Here is a 20,373-nt window from a genome sequence, read left to right on the forward strand (position 1 = left end):
CACCGCCGCCGCTCGCCGCTGTCTGGTTAAACCCGCATATACCATGTCGATTTCCCCATATTTTAGACTTTCAATGTAGAACCGCAAAGAGTTTCAACATCGGGGACATGGCATGGCGATCCTTCCGCCCGGGTTCATATCGGACCGCTCGGGCAATTTTGGCATCATGACGGCGCTGCTGGTGGTGCCGCTCTTCGGCGCGGCCGGCATGGCCGTGGATTTCGCCCATGCGCTCAGCCTGAGGACACAGCTTTATACCGCCGCCGATGCCGCAGCCGTCGGTTCGATCGCCGAGAAATCCGGCGCGGTCGCAGCCGCCATGACCATGAGCAGCAACGGCACGATCTCGCTCGGCAAAGACGACGCCCGTAGCATTTTCATGTCTCAAATGTCCGGCGAGCTGACCGACGTTCATGTCGATCTCGGCATCGACGTCATCAAGACTGCCAACAAGCTGAACTCGCAGGTTTCCTTCAGCGCGACGGTGCCCACCACCTTCATGCGCATCCTCGGCCGGGACTCGATCACGATCTCTGGCGTTGCGACGGCCGAATATCAAACCGCCGCCTTCATGGATTTCTACATCCTGCTCGATAACACGCCTTCCATGGGCGTCGGCGCAACCGCGACCGATGTTTCCAAGCTGCAGGCCAAAACAGGCTGCGCCTTTGCCTGCCATCAGATGGACCAGAGCACCAACAACTACACTATCGCCAAGAGCCTCGGCGTCGCCATGCGCATCGACGTCGTGCGCCAGGCAACTCAGGCGTTGACCGATACGGCCAAGACCGAACGCGTCAGCAGCGACCAGTTCCGCATGGGCGTCTATACTTTCGGCACCAAGGCCGAAGACGCCAAGCTGACGACGATCTCCAGCCCCACATCCGACCTGACGAAGGTGAAGAACTACACCGACGCCGTCGATCTGATGACCATTCCCTACCAGAACTACAACCAGGACCAACTCACGAGCTTCGATAGCGCCCTGACCCAGATGAATACCATCATCGATCCGGCCGGTGACGGCACGTCGAATATCAGCCCCGAAAAGATCTTGTTCTTCGTTTCCGATGGCGTCGGCGACAGTTACAAGCCGTCGACATGCACCAAGAAGACGACCGGCGGCCGCTGTCAGGAACCGATCGACACCTCCTTCTGCAAGCCGTTGAAGGATCGCGGTGTCAAGATCGCCGTGCTCTACACCACCTACCTGCCATTACCGAGCAACGATTGGTACAACAAATGGATCAGCCCCTTCCAGAACGAGATTCCGACGAAGATGCAGGCATGCGCTTCGCCCGGCCTCTATTTCGAGGTGACGCCGACCCAAGGTATCGCCGATGCGATGAAGGCGCTTTTCCTGAAGGTCATCCGAGCGCCGCGCATCACCAGCTAGCGCATCGGCCCGAAAATCGAAATCGATTTTCGGGCCGATGCGTAGATTCAGAAAGTTAGAGCGTCCTATGTGCGTTCGAAAGGACGCACGGCGCACCTAATGCATGTCGCCGGAAGTGTGCTGCTGTTTCGGGTCAACGACATGCATAAAACAAAGAGCTAAAGCCCGCCGCGGGTCAAAGCCGCTTGCCGTCGCGGATCCGATAGCTCGGCGCATACATGGTCACGAGCTCTTCGGCGGCGGTCGGATGCAGCGCCATGGTACGGTCGAAATCGTCTTTAGTGCAGCCGGCCTTCAGCGTGATGCCGAGCAACTGCGCCATCTCGCCGGCGTCGTGGCCGAGGATATGGGCGCCCACCACCTTGCGGCTCGCCGCATCGACGATCAGCTTCATAATCATCCGCTCGGCCCGGCCGGAAAGCGTTGCCTTCAGCGGCCGGAACTGGGCGCGGTAAACCTCGAGCTCGCCGTAACGTTTGCCCGCATCCTCTTCCGAGAGGCCGACAGTGCCGATCTCCGGCTGCGAGAAGACGGCGGTCGGGATCAGCTCGTAGTCCGGCCGGGTCGGATTGTTCTTGTATTCGGTCTCGATGAAGCACATCGCCTCGTGGATCGCCACTGGCGTCAGCTGTACCCGGTTGGTGACGTCGCCGAGCGCATAGATGTTTTCGACATTGGTGCGGGAATATTCATCGACAATAACGGCGCCGCGTTCGTTGACGGCGACGCCGGCCGCCTCGAGGCCGAGGCCTTCGGTGTTCGGATCGCGCCCGAGCGCCAGCATGACGACGCCGGCCTGCAGCGTGCCGTTGTTCAGCGTCTCCAGAATGAGCCCGTTCTCACCCTTCGAAACCTTCTGCAGCGTGTCGTGGCAGAGGATGCGGATGCCCTTGGCGACCATAGCCTCGTGCAGCCCGCGTCTCAGATCCTCGTCGAAGCGCGACAGGATCTCGGCGCCGCGATAGATCAGCGTCGTCTCGACGCCGAGGCCATGGAAAATATTGGCGAATTCGACGGCAATATAGCCGCCGCCGGCGATGACGATCGATTTCGGCAGCTCTTCGAGATGAAAGGCCTCGTTGGAGGAGATGCAGAGTTCGTGACCGGGAAGGGCTGCATGCGGGTTAGGCCGTCCGCCGGTGGCGATCACGATCGTCTTGGCCGTCACCGTCTGTCCAGTCTTCAGCAGCCGGACCGTATGGGCATCCACGAGCTCTGCGCGCGTTTCCAGGATTTCGGCATTGGCGCCGGCGAGACCTTTCTTGTAGAGGCCTTCCAGACGGGCGATTTCAACATCCTTGGCCGCCACCAGCTTCTTCCAGTCGAAGCTGCTTTGGCCAACCGTCCAGCCGAAGCCCGCTGCATCCTCGAAATGCTCGTGGAACTGCGAGGCATAGACGAAGAGCTTCTTCGGCACGCAGCCGCGGATCACGCAGGTGCCGCCGTAGCGGTATTCTTCGGCAATCGCCACCTTCTTGCCGAGCGAGGCGGCGACACGCGCGCCGCGCACGCCTCCGGAGCCGCCGCCGATGACGAAGAGGTCGTAGTCGTAGGAAGACATGAGGAGCTCCGGAAGGGAATCGTAGGAAGGATGTCCCTGATATAGGGGCGATCATCACGAAAACAAAAGCCCGCTCGTGCGTCATCCCGTTCCCACCGCTGAATCTTCATTGTAAAACGGCTGCCCCAGTCACCGTCTGCGGTTGACCCAGTCACCGTCTGTTTATGGTTGACCCGGTCAGCCGAGGCTGGCAGGCAATCCATGGGATGGAAAAGAATGCCGGAGCAAAGAATGGATCAAACTCTCTTCACCAACCTGTGCAAGGCTGGCAAATTCAAGGAAGCGCTCGGCCTCGCCATTCAGGGCCATGAGGACGAAAAATACACGCCAAGCCGTTTCTCGATCGACAAGAAGACGAGACTGCCGATCTTCTACCGCGGCAACAAGCGCGTGGAGCCGGATGAGGAGGGTGTGTGGCAACTTGCAAAGAACCCGAACGCCTAGGGACTGAGTTCCGGCGCACATCCGATGCCAATTGCATATGCCTAGATCGGGATGATTTTAGGCCCGATCGGCCTGAAATCTGAATCCTGATCTACATCAAAGAAGTAGAGCATGATGTCGTCCGAAAACCGCACACACCTTTCGGCATCATGCTCTAGCGATTGTTGCTGTCAGCGGGTAATGCGGAAATCCGTCGGGATCTTTTCAAGCTGGGCTGCTTCCGTCTCGACGCCCGAAACCGACGCCCCCGAAGGCCCGCGCCTGAAACGCTCGATCATCGTCGAGATGGCGCTGTCGGGTCCTGCGATCACAGCGACGACCGCCCCGTCCTCTTCATTGCGAACCCAGCCGGTCAAACCGAGCCGTACCGCCTCATCGCGTGTCCAATAGCGAAAACCGACACCCTGGACCTTGCCGGATATCCGCACTCGGACAGCCTTGTCATGATCGGACATCTGCAATCACCTGAAACCTCGCCGGCAGCATTTGCCGCATCATAGCAAAAAAGCCCGGACAATGCCGGGCTTTCGCAAATTTGATGGGCAAGCCTTACTGCTGGGCAGCCGGTGCGGGAGCCGGAGCGGCGGGGCTGTCGGTTGCCGGCGGCGGCGCCTTGATGACCTTGGAAAGCTCGGCGTTGCTCTGCTTTTCCAGGTCGCGGGAAATGCCCTGCGCCCAGATGTCGGCAGCCTTCGCCGTCTCGCGCGAAGCGACCGGACCGTCGCGCAGCAGCTTCTTGCCGACGTCGGAATTATAGAAGTCAGCGATCGCCTTCAGCTCATCGACGGTGAAGGTCTTGGCGTAGGTGAGCGCCGCCTCCTTCTCCAGATCGCCGCGGCGCGGCGCCAACGCAAGCGCCTGCGCGTCGACCGTCGACGAAATGATGTCCTGGTAATTCGGCGAATCCTGGATCAGGCCGGCCTTCAGGCGCTCGGCGAGACCGGGCAGGATATTGTCGAATTGGGCAGTGGCGCCAATGGCGTCGATCGCCGCGCGAGACGCCTTCAACTGCTCCTCGGAGACTTCCTGCGCCTTAACGGCGGAGCCGAAGGCAAGCCCGGAAAGAACGACGGTCGCAGCGGCGAGACGGCCAAGACCTGCAATGTTCATCATGAGTATATGCTCCTGTTATCTGTTTGCCTGCAGTGTACGCACACCCGCAGGACCGGCAATGATCGCAAGTGCCGCCATATTGATAAAGAGCCCGTGTTCGACGACGCCGGGTATGGAATTCAGCTCGCTCGAAAGCGCCTCTGCATCAGGAATGCGGCCAAAAGATGCATCGATGATGTGATGGCCGCCATCCGTGGTAAACTCTCCGTCACCCGACTGGCGCAGATTAAGTTCACCCGAGAGACCGAGCCGGGCCGAGACCTTTTCGATCGCGATGCGCGTCGAGACGAGCCCGAACGGATTGACCTCGATCGGCAGCGCGAAGGCGCCGAGCATTTCCACAAGCTTGCTCTCGTCGGCAATGACGATCATCCGCTCGGAGGCGGCTGCGACGATCTTTTCGCGCAGCAGCGCACCGCCGCCGCCCTTGATCAGCCTGAGCCCCGTATCGACCTCGTCGGCGCCATCGATCGTCAGGTCGAGCGCCGGCAGCTCGTCGAGCGACTTCAGCGGCACGCCGAGTTCGACGCAGAGTCGCGCGGTTCGTTCGGACGTCGGGACGCCTTCGACCCTGAAGCCGCCCGCGACCTTCTCCGCCAGCAGGCGAACGAATTCTTCCGCCGTGCTGCCGGTGCCGATTCCGAGACGCATCCCGCTTTCGACATGGGCGAGTGCGGCCTCGGCGGCCTTGATCTTCATTTCGCGGGCATCCATGCGCCGCCAGCTCCTGATATTGCGTTGGATGTGCTGTTTACACGGCTCGCCTGGCAAACGAAAGTCAAAATCATCACGGAAAATGAAAAGCCGAAACAGAGGCCTGCGGCCTTCCCAGCCATCGCCGGACGTTGCTTTCCGCCGCGCGATCGCCTACCTCAGGGACGATCCATCGTTCCCAGGGACGATCCATCGTTCCCCAGGACGATCCATCGTTCCCCAGGACGATCCATCGCTCCTCAAGCCGACCATCGCTCAAAGAGACATGCCCTTGACCCCTGCCCCCGCTCCCCCAGCGCTTGTCGTCTTCGATCTCGACGGCACCCTCCTCGATACCCATGTGGACCTGGTCGAGAGCCTGAACCATACGATCTCGGCCCTTGATCTCGAACCGGTCAGCTACGACGACCTCACCCATCTCGTCGGCCAGGGCGCGCGCGTGATGATAGAGCGCGCCTGCCGGCTGCGCGGCCATCCGCTTGAAGGCGACGCCCTGCCGGCACTGATGGAGCGCTTCATCGCCCATTATGCCGGCAACATGCCCGGCCGCACCGAGCCCTATCCGGGCCTAGTCGCCGCGATGGACCGGCTGAAATCAAAGGGTTACCGCCTCGCCGTCTGCACCAACAAGATGGAGAGCCTGGCGCTCGGCCTGCTCGAAAAGCTCGACCTCACCCAATATTTCGACGCGATATCAGGCGGCGACACCTTCCCCGTGCGCAAGCCCGACGCCCGCCACCTCACCGGCACCATCGAACGCGCCGGTGGCGACATCGCGCGCACGGTGATGATTGGCGACAGCATCAACGACATCGCCGTGGCCAAGAATGCCGGCGTCCCCTCGATTGCCGTGCCGTTCGGTTATTCCGACGTGCCGGTTTCGAGCCTCGATCCGGATGTTATCATCACCCATTTCGATGAGCTGACATCGGAACTGGTGGAAAGGCTGTTACGGGAATACGCCGAGAAGGTTGCCGTCTGAGGCCTAGCCGTTCCTTACTTTCTGCTGGCTTACAGTGTGGCACCCTCTGCCCTGCCGGGCATCTCCCCCACAGGTGGGGAGATTGGATGGGCGCGCCGGCTTCTCCAAACAATCATCGTCGCAACCGGCGAAGCGGAAGACGGGCCGGAGGTCGGGCCGCTTGCCGATCTCCCCCCTTGTGGGGGAGATGCCCGGCAGGGCAGAGGGGGGTGCCACACGGTACGCCCTTTCTACTTTGTTTCTGTGCTCGCGGCCAAAAAACAAAACGAGCGGCCCGAAGACCGCCCGCAAAATTCCATAGAAACTAGCGTCAGATCTGCGCCCCACGCGCCTTCGTCGTCGCGTCGAAGGCCTTGTCGACATAAGCGTCGCGGCCGTAGACGTCGTCGAAATATTCCACCACGCCGTCCTTATTCGGCCAAGCCGTGAAGTAGGAGACGTAGACCGGGATCTTCTGCGGCACGCGCACCGCATGGTTCTGCCCGCTGGCGATCTGCTTGGCGACATCGTCGACCGTCGTGCTGAGCACGGCAGCCGCCATCGCACGCGGATCGGCAAGGCGCACGCAACCGTGGCTCAGCGCCCGCATGTCGCGCTTGAAGAAGCTCTTCGACGGCGTGTCGTGCATGTAGATCGCGTGGCTGTTCGGGAACAGGATCTTGAGTTCGCCGAGCGCATTGTCGCTGCTCGGCGGCTGGCGCACCGAGACGTTATCGGTCGAGCCGTACCAGTCGACGCTTGAAGAGGCGACGGCATGGCCGTTCACCTCGACTTCATAACCGAGTTGGTCGAGATAATTCGGATCCGAGCGCAGCTTCGGCAGCATCTCGTTGATGATGATCGACTGCGGCACGCCCCAGAAAGGGTTGAATTCCACCGTCTCGATCTCGTCGTCGAAGAAATAGGTCTGGTTGTTCTTGCCGCCGACCACCACGCGCATCGACAGCTGTTCCTTGCCGTCATTGTGGTAGTAGACCATGTAGGCGGGCTGGTTGATCATGACGTAGCGGGAACCAAGATCTTCCGGCAGCCAGCGCGCTTGCTCCATGGCGACGACGAGCTTGTCGATCTTCGAGGCATTGGTGTCGCCGCCGGTCATGGCGCGCACGGTCGCCTGGCCGATAACGCCATCGGGCTTCAGCCCGCGCTCCTTCTGGAAGTCCTCGACCAGCGAAACGATCTCAGGCGAATAGTCGCTGCTGCCTGCGTAAGCAGCAAGCGTTGCCGCATGATCGGTCCTCAACGTTTCGGAGCCGTGCTTGCCGATCGCCTTGACGATATTGGCAATCTCGGGCGAGCTGTCGCCAGGCCTCAGCAAATTGTCGAGCGAAACGACGATTCGCTCCTCATTGCCGCCATCGACGGCGCGAAGCTTTGCAAGCTCCGCCCTGAGCGCCAGGAACTGCGGGCTATCAGGCGAGCGACTGGCGATGTAGGCATCGACATCGGGGCTCATGCGGGCAAGCTTCAGCACCGGGGCCAGATTGACCACCTTGCGCTGGAAGTCGTGATAGCCGGAGATCTTGTTCGGATCGATGCGGCCGCGCACCGTATCCTGCACAAAGGCGAGCACTTTGGCGGAGAGTTCGAGTTCGAACTGTGTCAGCGCCCGGTCGCGGAAGGCGGGATCGGGATTGGCCGGGTCGATATCAGGAGCCTGGACGGCGTAATCTTCTGGGTCGAGGCCGACGACGGCCGCATCGGCAAGAACTGACATCGCCGACTTGGCGCGGTCGTTGATCCGGTTGCCCTCGACCCAGACGAGCGGATTGCGGCTGTCGCCGTAATAGGCTTCGAGGGCCTTTGCGACGTCGGCATTGGCGCGCACCTTGGCCTGCGCCAGGAAGCGGCGCTGTACGGCGGGTTCGGCGCTGGAATCGCCGCTGCCCGAAACATCGGCGACTGCGCCGGTGACGACGGGATCGGCGAACTTGCCCGTATCGACGAACTGCAGCGTCTCGGTTTTGTAGGTATAATAACGCGGACCGCTCACCTTCGGCAGCGGCGCCTCAGGGTCGAGCCCGCCGAGCGATCCGCCGATGCCGCCGCGCTGGCCTACACGGCCGGGCGGCATTTGGTCCATGAAGATGGTGCTCTGGGTCCGCTGCCTGTCGCCGCGCAGCATATCCATCAGTGTGTAAGCATGCGCGGGAGCGGCGCCCATCACAGCCACGCCGCAGGAAATTGTCAACGCGGATACCGCGCTTTTAAAAACGAAGGTCATATATATTCCAGTCCCGGTGTCATGCTGTTCTCAGCTCAAATCCCGCGAAACTCAAGCAACGTCCGGCTCATTGATCAGAAACCGGCCTGCGCCGCCAGCGCCGGCGGACTCAATTCTATGTGACGGAGATCCTGCACGGCGCCGCGCAGCAGTTCACACAAAATTATGAAATTATTAGTTAATTTTTTACCGAATTTATCCCGGCAGACCAGTGCAGCGAAAACGCCGCGGCGCATAAAATATCCAAAGTGGCCGAAAAAGCACGCCGCCAGGCCAGGGCAAACATGACTTCCGCTTTCAATATTTTGCACGACGTGCAGTTTTCTTACCGGGCTTTCCAACCTATAAGACCTCATCTTTCGGAAATGCCCGAAAACAGCAGCCAAAGGGAAGGCAAGGCCGATGACCGCAACCCGCACTGAAACCGATACTTTTGGCCCGATCGACGTCGCGGCCGACCGATATTGGGGCGCCCAGGCCGAGCGTTCGCTCGGCAATTTCAAGATTGGCTGGGAAAAGCAGCCGCTGTCGATCGTGCGTGCGCTCGGCATCGTCAAACAGGCAGCCGCCCGCGCCAACGTGTCGCTCGGCCAACTCGATCCTGCCCTCGGCAAAGCGATCGGCGACGCCGCCCAGGAGGTGATCGACGGCAAGCTGAACGACCACTTTCCGCTGGTCGTCTGGCAGACCGGTTCGGGCACACAGTCCAATATGAATGCCAACGAAGTAATCTCCAATCGTGCAATAGAAATGCTTGGCGGCGTCATGGGTTCCAAGAAGCCGGTGCATCCGAACGACCACGTCAATATGAGCCAGTCATCCAACGACACCTATCCGACGGCCATGCACATCGCCTGCGCCGAGCAGATCGCCCATCACCTGCTGCCAGCCCTGAAGCACCTGCATGCCGCCCTCGACATGAAGGTCACCGAGTTCAGCCACATCATCAAGATCGGCCGCACCCACACCCAGGATGCGACGCCGTTGACGCTCGGCCAGGAATTTTCGGGATATGCCGCTCAGGTCGGCTCCGCCATCAAGCGCATCGAAATGACCCTGCCCGACCTCTGCGAACTCGCCCAAGGCGGCACTGCCGTTGGCACCGGCCTCAACGCGCCGGTCGGTTTTGCCGAAAAGGTCGCCGAAGAGATCGCTGCCATCACAGGCATGCCCTTTGTCACCGCGCCGAACAAGTTCGAGGCGCTCGCCTCGCATGACAGCATGGTCTTTTCCCATGGCGCCATCAATGCGGCTGCTGCCGCCCTCTTCAAGATCGCCAACGATATCCGCCTGCTCGGTTCCGGCCCGCGCGCCGGCCTCGGCGAGCTGGCCTTGCCGGAAAACGAGCCCGGCTCCTCGATCATGCCCGGCAAGGTCAATCCGACCCAGTGTGAGGCGCTGACGCAGGTCTGCATCCATATCTTCGGCAACAACGCGGCGCTGACCTTCGCTGACAGCCAGGGCCATTTCGAGCTCAACGTCTACAATCCGATGATGGCCTATAATTTCCTGCAGTCGGTGCAGTTGCTCGCCGACGCCGCCGTCTCCTTCACCGACAATTGCGTGGTCGGCATCGAGGCACGCGAAGAGAATATCAAGGCCGGCCTCGAACGCTCGCTGATGCTGGTGACCGCACTTGCCCCGAAGATCGGCTACGACGCAGCCGCCAAGATCGCCAAGACAGCGCACAAGAACGGCACGACGCTGAAGGAAGAAGCCCTCGCCAGCGGCCTGGTGACGTCGGAAGAATATGACGCGATCGTCCGGCCTGAGACGATGATCGGGCCGAAATAAGAAGGCCGTGGGGCCGTATGCCCCTCATCTTGCTCCCCTCTTCTCCCCATCGGGGAGAAGGTGGCCCGAAGGGTCGGATGTGGGCGCGCACGGCACACCATTCATTTCCCTTCGCGCTCCGCGTCAATCTCTGGACGAATGGCCAATCGGTTCCAATTCCAACCAATAATGCCGGCATCGCCCGGAACCTGAGATCTCGCCGTTATGACGATGCGCACCTCAAACCCTATTCGGCGGGCGTATATGCCGCAACCTTTCTTCTCCTCGGCGCTTTTAGGAACTGCGCGATTTTCTTCTCAACGGCGAAGTAGAAAGCCAATCCAACAAGGACGCAGAATATTGTCGTCGCGATAAGCAATGAGATACGCACGGAAAGCGGCGCGGCCCAGCGCTCGGCGCCGATGAGATAGATTGCAAGCTTCGCGATGCCAATCGTAATCATATGAGTGAGATAGAGGGAATAAGAGGCGTCACCTAATATCTTCAACCGTTTGATCTTCGGGACAAGTGCCGCGCGTTCTGCAATCAAGGCGCCTGAAACAATAAACGCCGAAGGCACACCCCAGGCAAGAAGCCGAATGAAGCCGGTTGGCTTGTCGAGGACAGAAGACGCGACAAGACCCGCGAGCCCCACCACAATCAACGCTGCCGCCAACGTCGGCGATTTGATATCTGCCTTACACATAACGAACGCGATTAGAATGCCGGCTAGAAACTCCAACAGAAGCGGAGAGGCGTACACGATGGAGTAAGGAGTCATTGGCGTGAATAGTCCGATCGTAACACAAGCGATCAGAAAGCCCGCTATCGCCAGGAGACGCGCAGTCTGTCCTTTCAAAAACAGCGCAAGACAAAACGCCGTATAAAAGAACATCTCGAAATTCAGTGTCCAACCCGGAACGAGAACTGGCTGAACAATTCCGGTGCTGTCGTAGTAGGGAATAAACAGCAACGACCGGATAATATCTACAGTATTGAAAGTGAGATGGTCGTAGTTCTTGGGTGAGGCAGTGGCCGCAACCAAAAATAGAATCGTGCAGATCCAGTAAATGGGCAGAACGCGCTGAACACGGTTTTTGATGAATCGCAGGGACGTCGTGGGCCTTGCATCCGATATGGTCCACATGATGAAGCCGCTGATTGTAAAAAACAGATCAACTCCGGCCGCCATGGGAACGAAATCCCAACCAAAAATGAACGCAACATGAAAGAATGTCACGGCGATTGCTGCGATGGCTCGCAGATACTGTATGGAATAAACCATAACCACCTCGCTTGTGTGCACCGCAACATTGCACGAGGGATTTGCAAATTCAATTAAGTTTTTAAGAAAAACCCTGTGCGCTATCAAAGGCGGCAAGGCTTTGCTGCCGAACATGAGGTATATCCGGACACGGCGTAGAGTTGATCCTTGTCGCGCAAACCGGTCTTGCGAGGACGCGATATAGTGCGTCCGAGGGTCAGCAGGGCACGTCCCTTACCGCGACGCCGAAATCGCCCGAACCCGCATCCCGATTGCTTTTGCCCCGCAGCGGATTTAGACCGGTTCCAATCTAGCGACGCCCCACCAGAAAGGTCACTTCGATGGCTGACGATCTCTTCCCCCTCGGCAAGGATGCCACCCCCTATCGCAAGATCAGTGGCGACCATGTCTCGGTCGATACGTTCAAAGGCCAGGAGATCCTGACCGTCGAGCCGGAAGGCATCCGCCTGCTTGCAGAAACCGCCTTTGCCGATATCAACCACCTGCTGCGCCCCGGCCATCTGAAGCAGCTTGCCTCGATCCTCGACGACCCCGAGGCCACGGACAATGACCGTTTCGTCGCCTACGACCTGCTGAAGAACGCCAATATATCAGCTGGCGGCGTGCTGCCCATGTGCCAGGACACCGGCACCGCGATCATCATGGGCAAGAAGGGCCGCAGGGTGTGGACCGAAGGCGAGGATACGGCAGCGCTCGCCCGCGGCGTCATGGATGCCTATGAGAAGAAAAACCTGCGCTACTCGCAGCTCGCGCCGGTCAAAATGTTCGAGGAGAAGAACACGAAGAACAATCTGCCGGCCCAGATCGACATCTACGAGGAAGGCACCGACGCCTATGAATTCCTCTTCGTCGCCAAAGGCGGTGGCTCGGCCAACAAGACCTTTCTCTACCAGGGCACGCCCTCGCTCTTGACGCACGACCGGATGATCGACTTCCTCAAGGAGAAGATCCTGACGTTAGGGACGGCGGCCTGTCCGCCCTATCATCTCGCGATCGTCATCGGCGGCACCTCGGCCGAGATGAACCTGAAAACGGTCAAGCTCGCCTCCACCCGCTATCTCGACGAGCTGCCGACCGAAGGGTCCGAGAGCGGCCATGCCTTCCGTGACATCGAGATGGAGAAGGAAATCCACAAGCTGACGCAGCAGATGGGCGTCGGTGCCCAGTTCGGCGGCAAGTATTTCTGCCATGACGTGCGCGTCATCCGCCTGCCCCGCCACGGCGCCTCGCTGCCGATCGGCCTCGGAGTCTCCTGTTCCGCCGACCGTCAGGCCAAGGGCCGCATCACCCGCGACGGCATCTTCGTCGAGCAGCTCGAAACCGACCCGTCGAAATACATGCCCGAGATCGATGAGGCCAAACTGTCGGAATCGACGGTGCGCATTGATCTCAACCGGCCGATGGCCGAGGTGCTCGCCGAGCTCTCCAGGCATCCCGTCAAGACGCGCCTGTCGCTATCGGGCACCATCATCGTTGCCCGCGACCTCGCTCATGCCAAGATCCGCGAGCGGCTGGAAAAGGGCGAAGGCATGCCGGATTACCTGAAGAACCACCCGGTCTATTATGCCGGTCCCGCCAAGACGCCGGCCGGTTACGCCTCCGGCTCCTTCGGCCCGACGACGGCCGGGCGCATGGACAGCTACGTCGACCAGTTCCAGTCCTTCGGCGGCTCGATGGTAATGCTCGCCAAGGGCAACCGTTCGCGCGCCGTGCGCGAGGCCTGCAAGAAACATGGCGGCTTCTATCTCGGCTCGATCGGCGGCCCCGCCGCCCGTCTTGCCCAGGACTGTATCCGCAAGGTCGAAGTGTTCGAATATCCCGAGCTCGGCATGGAAGCCGTCTGGAAGATTGACGTCGAAGACTTCCCTGCCTTTATCGTCATCGACGACAAGGGCAATGATTTTTTCCAGGAGCTAAATTTGGGGTGAGTGGCGGGCTACGTTGCCGCCTGCTTTACCGAGCCGACGCCTTATCCGACGCGCTTATGTTCTGCGCCGCTGCAATACGAAACGACCAAAACCAACTGTCGACAAGATGAATACGCTCTCCGGCACAGAAGAACTGTAAGTTTTTCAGACGCCGCTCCCGCTCAACGAGTATGCACTGTCTCGATAAAGATACGTTTTTCCGTGGAGAATCATAGGCCTGATCGAAGTATTTCCCCATGCGGCATTTATCGCATGTAATCTTTGGTATATATCGCTTTAATCTTTTCCCAAGAAATTTAAGCTAACAAATAGAATATTGCCTTTGAATATATGAGGAGTTCGCCGGATGAATACGGCTGTCGCGCCCAAGGTGCAAATTCCCGACGTTGCGGGTCAGATCACCTATGCCATGCGCTCCATGGGCGTTGCGCCGATACCGCGCAATTACGAACTCTTCTACGAGGCCTATATCGGCTCTAATCCAGCTCTCACCCGCGAACTCGCGGCCTTCGGCGGCCAGGTGAGCCAGGCCGAACTCGATGCTCTCGGCGCGCAGTACTTCACCCACAGCCCGGCCCGCGTCTTCGACGATGCCCATACGCGCATATCAGGCGAACTCGACGGTCTGCTGCGGATCCTGAGGCAGGAGCAGAGCTCGCTCGAAAGCTATACCAGGCTGCTCGGCGAGACCCACAAGCGCATCACCTCCAAGAGCAATGCCAGCGTCGAACTGATCGAAAACGCCATCGATCTCCTGAGCCAGGCGACCGGTGACACCATGGCGCATGGCGAACGTACCGTTGAGGACGTCGTCCAGCGCTCGCAGGAGATGGATCAAGTCCGCAAGGAACTCGACGAATACAAGCGCATCGCCAACACCGACTCGCTGACGCGGCTTTCCAACCGCCGCGCCTTCGACGACCGCCTCGCCGCCATCTTCGACAATTCGAGCATGCGGCCGGTGACGGCGCTGCTGCTCTGCGACATCGACAATTTCAAGAAGATCAACGACACCTACGGCCATCCGGTCGGCGACAAAGTGCTTGCCACCGTCGCCTCCGTGATCCGCAGCAATGTCCGCCGCGACGTCTTCGTCGCCCGCACCGGCGGCGAGGAATTCGCCCTCATCATCGATGGCAACACGCCCGAGGAAGTCACCGCGATCGCCGAGCGCATTCGTCGCACACTGGAGACGACGCCCTTCAAGAATTCCCGCACGCGGGTGAATTACGGCCCGGTCACCGTCTCGATCGGCATCTGCATGGCCTCCAATGCCGATGATGCCGGCGAACTCTACAGCAAGACCGACATCGCCCTTTACGGCGCCAAGAATGCCGGCCGCAACTGCACCATCCTCTATCAGGATGGCATGCAAAAGGATTTCACCAAGAGCTGGCTGATCTACAAGACGTGACGGCGATCCAGCGCCGCACGCACACTGTCACCGGAAGGTGAGGCGGCGGGATGCTGTCCAGTTCGCGCGGCTTGCTCCCTCTTCTCCCCTCGGGGAGAAGGTGGCCCGCAGGGTCGGATGAGGGGGCCACACGGCATGCCCTTCATTGTTGCCTTCGCTTGCGCTCAGCGCATTCGCGGCTTTGCCGCTCACCCCCTCATCGCCTCGCTATCGCTCCGGCACTTCTCCCCGCTGGGGAGAAGAGACTTGTGGCGGCGCCGTATTCCTCGCTCATCCGTGAGGGAGAAAACGGACGAGTTCGCCGCGACGCCGAGTAAAAAGCCGGCAGCCACCGGCACGCTTTCTACCACATCGTCTTTGCCGCCCGCCCCGGCCATTCCCGGTCGTAGGTTTCCTGGTCGAAATCGCCGGTCGCAGCCTTCAGCATCTGCCCGGGCGTCGGCAGCTTCGCTGGATCGGCGAAGTGCTCGGTATTCCAGAGCTCGGCCCGCATCACGGCGCGCGCGCATTGGAAATAGACCTCGTCGATCGAAATCACGACGACGGTGCGCGGATGTTTGCCGTCCATCTCGAAACTTGAAAGCAGCGCATCATCATCGGAGACGACGCCGCGGCCGTTGATGCGCATCGTCGTGTTCGAGCCGGGGATCAGGAACATCAGCGCCAGTCTTGGATCGCGCACGATGTTGGAGAGCGAATCGACCCGGTTGTTGCCGCGCCAATCCGGCAGATGCAGCGTCTCGTCGTCGGCGACGCGCACCACGCCGCCAAGATCGCCGCGCGGTGAACAATCGAGCCCTTCCGGCCCGACGGTCGCAAGCGCCGCGAACGGCGAGATCTCGATCATCTCACGATAGAGCGGGGTCAATTGCTTCGTCACCTTGGTGACGGAGGCTGGCGACAGGCCGGCGCTATAGATCGTATTGAGCTCTTCGATGCTGCTGATGATTTTCATGAGACGTCCCGCCGCGGCTTGATCTTCGCGACGGACGCTACAATGCCGCGCGCCTTGCCGGAAGCTCAAAAAACGGAATGATCTCCGCATCTTTTTTGATGTTTTCATCAGGCGCTTCACCAGCGTCCCGATCGCCGTCGAGAAACGCCGCGATCGCGGCAAGAACCGGCGCGGCGCCGACGATGCGCCGGTGGCCGAAGCCGTTCGCCCAGAACAGCCGAACGCCCCTTCCCGCCGCGCCATAGCGCTTGGCATGGAGAGGCGACACCTCCTTGTCGTCCTCGGCATGGATGACGAGCACCGGGCGGCCGATCTCGCCCGCCGCTTCGCCGGCGTCGAAGTCTTCAAGCCTCCGTCCGGTGGCGCGGTGGACCTCGTTCTCCAGTGCCGCTTGCGCCGCAGAGCGAAGACCGACCATCCGGCCGAAGTCGGCAAACAGCCAGCCCATCTCGCTCGGCGCACCGATCAGCACCAGGCGCTCACCGCTGACAGGCGCCACGCGAGGCAGCAGCTCCGCTGCCGAGACCATGAGCGCCGCGCCGCCGAAGGAATGACCGATCGTCGCATCGAAGGCGCCGAAGCGCTCCTCTGCCGCCGCGATCGTCTCGACCGCGAGCCCCATATGCAGGAAGCGCCCGCCGGAACGGCCGTGGCCGGGAAAATCGAGTGCCACGACCTCCGCGCCCGTTGCCGCAAGCATCGAGACGAGTTCGGCCATATATGCCGCGCTCGATCCCCAGCCATGGGTCACCAGATAGCGCTGGCGCTTGCCTCTCGCTCCGCCGTTCAGCCGGTAGGCATGCGCTTGGCGCCCGCCGGCAAGCCTGAGGGTGAAGCATTCGGCGCCGGCAAGCCGGGCCGCACCCGCCGCATGCGCTGCCTTCGCCTTTGCTCCCTTCGGCTTTGCCGATGGCGTCCGGCAAAACAGCTGGAACGCCGCTCTGCCTGCAAGATCGGGCGAAATCGCCTGCAGAGCCGAAAACCCGAGGCGGGTGACGTCAAGCGCAAAGTTTGCCATAGTGGGATTCCAAAAGACTGTTCAACACTGAACAATAAAGTACAACGATGAACAAAAATCAATCCCTTCCCTGGGATCATCCGCGTTTTCGCAGCTGGATCGCGGTGGCTCGCGCCTGCCAGCTGATGCAACAATCTCTTGCCCGCTCGCTTGCCGATCTCGACATCAAGCCGCCGCACCTCGATATCCTTGTCAATCTCTATCGTTTCGAGGGCATCTCCCAGCAGGAGCTGGCGCGCAAGCTGCTGGTCGGCCGCTCCAATATGAGCATGCTGCTGCCGCAGATGGAGAAGCGCGGTCTGATCCTCCGCCGCGATGACGAGCGCGACAAGCGCGTGCTGCGCCTCTATTTGACGCCGGACGGTCGAAAGCTGAGTGAAGAAGCCATGGCAATCCAGACCGGCCTCATCGACCGCGTTCTGTCGGACGAGCCGATAGAGCAATGCACGGCGACCGCCGATTCGATGGAGCGGATCATCACCATGCTGCTGAAAGATCTGCGTGACGAGGACTGATGTTCAATGCAGCGTCGGCGCCGCCGCCGTACCGGTCAGCGAGCGATATTCCCAAGCGGCGACGATAATCAGCACGAGCGTCGCCAGAATGCCCATCAGATAAACCTCGATGAAGGGTGCGGCGAAGGCGAGCAGGATCAGAAGGACCAGGCCGGCAAGATGCGATAGCGGCAGCTGGCCGCTGGTCGCGCCCTTGAACCAGAGATTGCCGATCAGGAACAGGCCGGAGCCGCCGAGCACGGCCGCGGCGATACCGAGATTGCCGGTTTCATGCGGATGCGAGAACATGAACTCGACCGCCACTGCATGGACGATAATGCCGGCAAGGATCGGGATATGGCCATAGGTGAAGGCCAGACGCGCCAAGCTGCCCGGCGTCTCTTCATGCTCGATGCGGTGGGCGGCGCGCCCGTGGCCGAAGCGGAAATAGAGCCACCACATGGCGACCGTGCCGACGAAGCCGGTGACGAAGACGACGCTGGTCAGCCCGGAGAACGGCAGCTCCGAAAAGGTTCGGCCGGAAACGAGGATCGCTTCGCCGAGGCAGATGATGACAAAGAGCGCGCAGCGTTCGGCCATATGCGCGCCGGAAACGTCCCAGTCCCGCGCCGTCGAGCGCCCGAGCCCGGGCACGGCAAAGCCCGCGGCCGGCCCGGCATATTCGATCGCCAGCGCAATCACCCAGGCGATCAGCCGGGCTTCATGCTCGAGCAGCCCGCCGGCAATCCAGAAGACCCCGGCAACCACGAGCCAGGTGCTGATGCGGACGAAATTCAGCGTGTTGGGGCGGTCGACGCGCGTCATCGCATAGGTCGTAAACAGCGAGCGCCCGACCTGCATCGCCACATAGGCGCCGGCAAATAGCAACCCCTTGTCGCCGAAGGCCTCGGGGATGGAGGCAGACAGCAGCAGCCCGAGCATCATCAGCGCCACCAGCATGCCGCGCACCGGCATTTTGTCCGGATCGAGCCAGTTCGTCACCCAGGCGGTGAAGATCCACACCCACCAGACGGCGAAGGTCATCAGCGCCGCTTCGGCGGCACCGAGCGGCGTGTAGTGGGCGGCGAGCGCATGCGAGAGCTGCGAGATCGAAAAGACGAAGACCAGGTCGAAGAACAGTTCGAGAAAGGTCACCTTGCTGCCGCTGGCGCTGCCCTTGGCGCGCAGCCAGTTCTTTCCGTTCGTCTTCGCCATATGGCCCCCGATGGCTGGATTATGCGTGGATTGAAAGTGTAGCGGCGCTCAGCGCGGCTTTTCCGCCGTATCGCGGTTCATGCCCTTTTCGCGGAGCTCATCCTCATAGGCGGAAAATAGCTCAGCACCCCGTTCACCGAGTTCGCGCAGATAGTTCCAGGTGTAGATGCCGGTATCGTGCATGTCGTCGAAGCCGATGCGGACCGCGTAATTGCCGGTCGGCATCATCGAGATGATCGCGACATTGCGTTTGCCCGGCACCGTCACCTTCTGTCCTGGCCCGTGGCCCTGCACCTCGGCCGAGGGCGACAGAACGCGCAAGAGCTCAGCCGACAGGTCGAAGCTCTGACCGTCATCGAAGGTTACCACCAGCCGCTGCCTGTCTTTCGAGACGCGAAGTTCGGTCGGCCAGATATCGCTCATCATTTTGTCCTCTTCTCATGCGAGGAGTAGGCGCTGATCTTTTTCGGCGCAAGCTGAAATTGGCATGCTCGCGCGGGCTGTTTCCCTTGACGCGACAATAGCATATGCCCACATTGATGAGAGTACGGAGATACAGGTGAATACCAGAGTTGGAACGGTAGGTAATGCATCGCCGCTGGTGGCAGGTGCGCACCCGATGATCGACCCCTTCGGGCGGGCGGTCACCTATCTCCGTGTCTCCGTCACCGACCGCTGCGATTTCCGCTGCACCTATTGCATGGCGGAAAACATGACCTTCCTGCCTAAGAAGGATCTCTTGACGCTGGAAGAGCTCGACCGGCTCTGTTCCGCCTTCATCGCCAAGGGTGTCAGCAAGATCAGGCTGACCGGCGGCGAGCCGCTGGTGCGCAAGAACATCATGTATCTGGTTCGCCAGCTCGGCCAGAAGATCGGTGCCGGCCTCGACGAATTGACGCTGACCACCAACGGTTCGCAGCTCGCTCGCAATGCGGAGGAGCTCTATGATTGCGGTGTGCGCCGCATCAATGTTTCGCTCGATACGCTCGACCCCGACAAGTTCCGCAAGATCACCCGCTGGGGTGATTTCGCCAAGGTCATGGAAGGCATCGACGCGGCTCAAAAAGCCGGGCTGAAGATCAAGCTCAACGCGGTGGCGCTGAAGGATTTCAACGATGCCGAGATGCCGGAGCTGCTGCGCTTCTCCCATGGCCGCGGCATGGATCTCACTGTCATCGAAACCATGCCGATGGGCGAGATCGAAGAAGACCGCACCGACCAGTACCTACCGCTTTCAAAGCTGCGCGCCGATCTCGAAGAGCAGTTCACGCTTGCGGACATCGATTACCAGACCGGCGGCCCGGCCCGTTACGTCAGGGTCGAAGAAACCGGCGGCCGCCTCGGCTTCATCACCCCGATGACCCATAATTTCTGCGAAAGCTGCAATCGCGTTCGCCTCACCTGCACCGGCACGCTCTACATGTGCCTCGGCCAGAACGACGCCGCCGATCTCCGCGCGAGCCTCCGCGCCACCGAAGACGACGCCCTCCTCCGCGCCGCCATCGACGAGGCCATCACCCGCAAACCCAAAGGCCACGACTTCATCATCGACCGCACGCATAATCGCCCGGCAGTGGCCAGGCATATGAGTGTCACCGGAGGGTGAGAAGCGGTCCCGCAAAGCGGGAGCAATCGATCCAGTGAATCGATTGCAGCGCCGAACGCCCTGAGCAATGCGAAGGGCCGGGATACAGTGCGGCAGACTCCCCCTTCTCCCCAGCGGGGAGAAGATGCCCTTCAGGGCAGATGAGGGGGTGAGCGGCGAAGCCGCGAATGCGCTGAACGCAAGCGAAGGGCAATCAACGCTGTGCCGAGTGGCCCCCTCATCCGACCCTGCGGGCCACCTTCTCCCCGCTG

At 60.7% G+C, this 20,373-nt stretch carries 19 protein-coding genes; 8 read left to right on the forward strand and 11 right to left on the reverse strand.

Features of this window, described 5'->3' with window-relative positions; genetic code table 11:
* Positions 1-112 precede the first annotated feature (112 nt).
* Complete coding sequence (locus N2A41_RS11325; RefSeq protein ID WP_222385180.1) at positions 113-1,396, forward strand: TadE/TadG family type IV pilus assembly protein; 1,284 nt, start codon at positions 113-115, stop codon at positions 1,394-1,396.
* Between the two features lie 175 nt (positions 1,397-1,571).
* On the opposite strand, the gene gor is transcribed toward N2A41_RS11325, so the two are convergent.
* Positions 1,572-2,957: a glutathione-disulfide reductase gene (gor, locus tag N2A41_RS11330; protein WP_260058857.1), complete on the reverse strand. Its 1,386-nt coding sequence runs from the start codon at positions 2,955-2,957 to the stop codon at positions 1,572-1,574.
* 231 nt (positions 2,958-3,188) lie between these two features.
* Here gor and N2A41_RS11335 point away from each other — a divergent pair, with 231 nt between their 5' ends.
* Positions 3,189-3,401 carry a hypothetical protein gene (locus N2A41_RS11335; protein ID WP_260058858.1) on the forward strand — a complete coding sequence of 71 codons (213 nt, stop codon included), beginning with the start codon at positions 3,189-3,191 and terminating at the stop codon, positions 3,399-3,401.
* Between the two features lie 170 nt (positions 3,402-3,571).
* Here the strand turns inward: N2A41_RS11335 and N2A41_RS11340 are convergent, their stop codons facing one another.
* The 3 genes from N2A41_RS11340 to rpiA form a co-directional block, all read right to left on the reverse strand.
* Positions 3,572-3,856, reverse strand: coding sequence for an acylphosphatase (locus N2A41_RS11340; protein WP_222385182.1), 285 nt, complete (start codon positions 3,854-3,856; stop codon positions 3,572-3,574).
* 94 nt (positions 3,857-3,950) lie between these two features.
* Positions 3,951-4,514: a DUF2059 domain-containing protein gene (locus N2A41_RS11345; protein ID WP_017964559.1), complete on the reverse strand. Its 564-nt coding sequence runs from the start codon at positions 4,512-4,514 to the stop codon at positions 3,951-3,953.
* Between the two features lie 15 nt (positions 4,515-4,529).
* Positions 4,530-5,228, reverse strand: coding sequence for a ribose-5-phosphate isomerase RpiA (gene rpiA / locus N2A41_RS11350; RefSeq protein WP_017964560.1), 699 nt, complete (start codon positions 5,226-5,228; stop codon positions 4,530-4,532).
* Positions 5,229-5,493: 265 nt separating this feature from the next.
* On the opposite strand from rpiA, the gene N2A41_RS11355 reads away from it, so the two are divergent.
* Positions 5,494-6,210 (forward strand): HAD family hydrolase, encoded by a 717-nt coding sequence (locus tag N2A41_RS11355; RefSeq protein ID WP_210254191.1) that lies wholly within the window; start codon positions 5,494-5,496, stop codon positions 6,208-6,210.
* A gap of 310 nt (positions 6,211-6,520) precedes the next feature.
* Here the strand turns inward: N2A41_RS11355 and N2A41_RS11360 are convergent, their stop codons facing one another.
* Together N2A41_RS11360 and N2A41_RS11365 are read right to left on the reverse strand one after the other, a co-directional pair.
* On the reverse strand, positions 6,521-8,434 hold the full coding sequence (locus N2A41_RS11360; RefSeq protein WP_260110959.1) for a L,D-transpeptidase family protein: 1,914 nt from the start codon (positions 8,432-8,434) through the stop codon (positions 6,521-6,523).
* A 74-nt stretch (positions 8,435-8,508) separates the two neighbouring features.
* Positions 8,509-8,775 (reverse strand): hypothetical protein, encoded by a 267-nt coding sequence (locus N2A41_RS11365; RefSeq protein ID WP_170281214.1) that lies wholly within the window; start codon positions 8,773-8,775, stop codon positions 8,509-8,511.
* Between the two features lie 61 nt (positions 8,776-8,836).
* Between N2A41_RS11365 and fumC the strand changes: the two genes are divergently transcribed.
* Positions 8,837-10,228 (forward strand): class II fumarate hydratase, encoded by a 1,392-nt coding sequence (gene fumC, locus N2A41_RS11370; RefSeq protein WP_170261033.1) that lies wholly within the window; start codon positions 8,837-8,839, stop codon positions 10,226-10,228.
* 226 nt (positions 10,229-10,454) lie between these two features.
* Here fumC and N2A41_RS11375 read toward each other — a convergent pair whose 3' ends face one another.
* Entirely contained in the window at positions 10,455-11,606 is a 1,152-nt protein-coding gene (locus tag N2A41_RS11375) for an acyltransferase family protein (protein ID WP_260110960.1), read from the reverse strand.
* A gap of 206 nt (positions 11,607-11,812) precedes the next feature.
* Here N2A41_RS11375 and N2A41_RS11380 point away from each other — a divergent pair, with 206 nt between their 5' ends.
* Positions 11,813-13,420, forward strand: coding sequence for a fumarate hydratase (locus N2A41_RS11380; RefSeq protein ID WP_260110961.1), 1,608 nt, complete (start codon positions 11,813-11,815; stop codon positions 13,418-13,420).
* 346 nt (positions 13,421-13,766) lie between these two features.
* Complete coding sequence (locus N2A41_RS11385; RefSeq protein WP_260110962.1) at positions 13,767-14,834, forward strand: GGDEF domain-containing protein; 1,068 nt, start codon at positions 13,767-13,769, stop codon at positions 14,832-14,834.
* 343 nt (positions 14,835-15,177) lie between these two features.
* Here N2A41_RS11385 and N2A41_RS11390 read toward each other — a convergent pair whose 3' ends face one another.
* Both N2A41_RS11390 and N2A41_RS11395 read right to left on the reverse strand, forming a co-directional pair.
* Complete coding sequence (locus tag N2A41_RS11390) at positions 15,178-15,789, reverse strand: pyridoxamine 5'-phosphate oxidase family protein (protein ID WP_170261038.1); 612 nt, start codon at positions 15,787-15,789, stop codon at positions 15,178-15,180.
* 37 nt (positions 15,790-15,826) lie between these two features.
* A complete protein-coding gene (locus N2A41_RS11395) occupies positions 15,827-16,807 on the reverse strand; it encodes an alpha/beta hydrolase (protein ID WP_260110963.1) in 981 nt (326 codons plus the stop codon).
* Between the two features lie 47 nt (positions 16,808-16,854).
* On the opposite strand from N2A41_RS11395, the gene N2A41_RS11400 reads away from it, so the two are divergent.
* A complete protein-coding gene (locus N2A41_RS11400; RefSeq protein WP_170261041.1) occupies positions 16,855-17,322 on the forward strand; it encodes a MarR family winged helix-turn-helix transcriptional regulator in 468 nt (155 codons plus the stop codon).
* A 3-nt stretch (positions 17,323-17,325) separates the two neighbouring features.
* Here N2A41_RS11400 and N2A41_RS11405 read toward each other — a convergent pair whose 3' ends face one another.
* Positions 17,326-18,516, reverse strand: a complete 1,191-nt coding sequence (locus N2A41_RS11405) for a low temperature requirement protein A (RefSeq protein ID WP_222385191.1) — start codon at positions 18,514-18,516, stop codon at positions 17,326-17,328.
* Positions 18,517-18,564: 48 nt separating this feature from the next.
* Positions 18,565-18,939: a gamma-butyrobetaine hydroxylase-like domain-containing protein gene (locus N2A41_RS11410; protein ID WP_222385192.1), complete on the reverse strand. Its 375-nt coding sequence runs from the start codon at positions 18,937-18,939 to the stop codon at positions 18,565-18,567.
* Positions 18,940-19,075: 136 nt separating this feature from the next.
* Here N2A41_RS11410 and moaA point away from each other — a divergent pair, with 136 nt between their 5' ends.
* Positions 19,076-20,122 (forward strand): GTP 3',8-cyclase MoaA, encoded by a 1,047-nt coding sequence (gene moaA / locus N2A41_RS11415; protein WP_222385194.1) that lies wholly within the window; start codon positions 19,076-19,078, stop codon positions 20,120-20,122.
* The last annotated feature ends 251 nt before the right edge of the window (positions 20,123-20,373 follow it).

This window comes from Rhizobium sp. SRDI969 (assembly GCF_025152725.1).
GTDB lineage: Bacteria > Pseudomonadota > Alphaproteobacteria > Rhizobiales > Rhizobiaceae > Rhizobium > Rhizobium leguminosarum_I.

Bases quoted from the DNA above. Each gene is read 5' to 3' on its own strand.
- N2A41_RS11390 (WP_170261038.1), bottom strand. From the start codon at position 15,789: ATGAAAATCATCAGCAGCATCGAAGAGCTCAATACGATCTATAGCGCC.
- N2A41_RS11405 (WP_222385191.1), bottom strand. From the start codon at position 18,516: ATGGCGAAGACGAACGGAAAGAACTGGCTGCGCGCCAAGGGCAGCGCC.
- N2A41_RS11385 (WP_260110962.1), top strand. From the start codon at position 13,767: ATGAATACGGCTGTCGCGCCCAAGGTGCAAATTCCCGACGTTGCGGGT.
- N2A41_RS11360 (WP_260110959.1), bottom strand. From the start codon at position 8,434: ATGACCTTCGTTTTTAAAAGCGCGGTATCCGCGTTGACAATTTCCTGC.
- rpiA (WP_017964560.1), bottom strand. From the start codon at position 5,228: ATGGATGCCCGCGAAATGAAGATCAAGGCCGCCGAGGCCGCACTCGCC.
- N2A41_RS11325 (WP_222385180.1), top strand. From the start codon at position 113: ATGGCGATCCTTCCGCCCGGGTTCATATCGGACCGCTCGGGCAATTTT.
- gor (WP_260058857.1), bottom strand. From the start codon at position 2,957: ATGTCTTCCTACGACTACGACCTCTTCGTCATCGGCGGCGGCTCCGGA.
- N2A41_RS11410 (WP_222385192.1), bottom strand. From the start codon at position 18,939: ATGAGCGATATCTGGCCGACCGAACTTCGCGTCTCGAAAGACAGGCAG.
- N2A41_RS11335 (WP_260058858.1), top strand. From the start codon at position 3,189: ATGGATCAAACTCTCTTCACCAACCTGTGCAAGGCTGGCAAATTCAAG.
- N2A41_RS11340 (WP_222385182.1), bottom strand. From the start codon at position 3,856: ATGTCCGATCATGACAAGGCTGTCCGAGTGCGGATATCCGGCAAGGTC.
- N2A41_RS11400 (WP_170261041.1), top strand. From the start codon at position 16,855: ATGAACAAAAATCAATCCCTTCCCTGGGATCATCCGCGTTTTCGCAGC.
- N2A41_RS11395 (WP_260110963.1), bottom strand. From the start codon at position 16,807: ATGGCAAACTTTGCGCTTGACGTCACCCGCCTCGGGTTTTCGGCTCTG.
- N2A41_RS11345 (WP_017964559.1), bottom strand. From the start codon at position 4,514: ATGATGAACATTGCAGGTCTTGGCCGTCTCGCCGCTGCGACCGTCGTT.
- N2A41_RS11380 (WP_260110961.1), top strand. From the start codon at position 11,813: ATGGCTGACGATCTCTTCCCCCTCGGCAAGGATGCCACCCCCTATCGC.
- N2A41_RS11375 (WP_260110960.1), bottom strand. From the start codon at position 11,606: ATGTTCGGCAGCAAAGCCTTGCCGCCTTTGATAGCGCACAGGGTTTTT.
- fumC (WP_170261033.1), top strand. From the start codon at position 8,837: ATGACCGCAACCCGCACTGAAACCGATACTTTTGGCCCGATCGACGTC.
- N2A41_RS11355 (WP_210254191.1), top strand. From the start codon at position 5,494: ATGCCCTTGACCCCTGCCCCCGCTCCCCCAGCGCTTGTCGTCTTCGAT.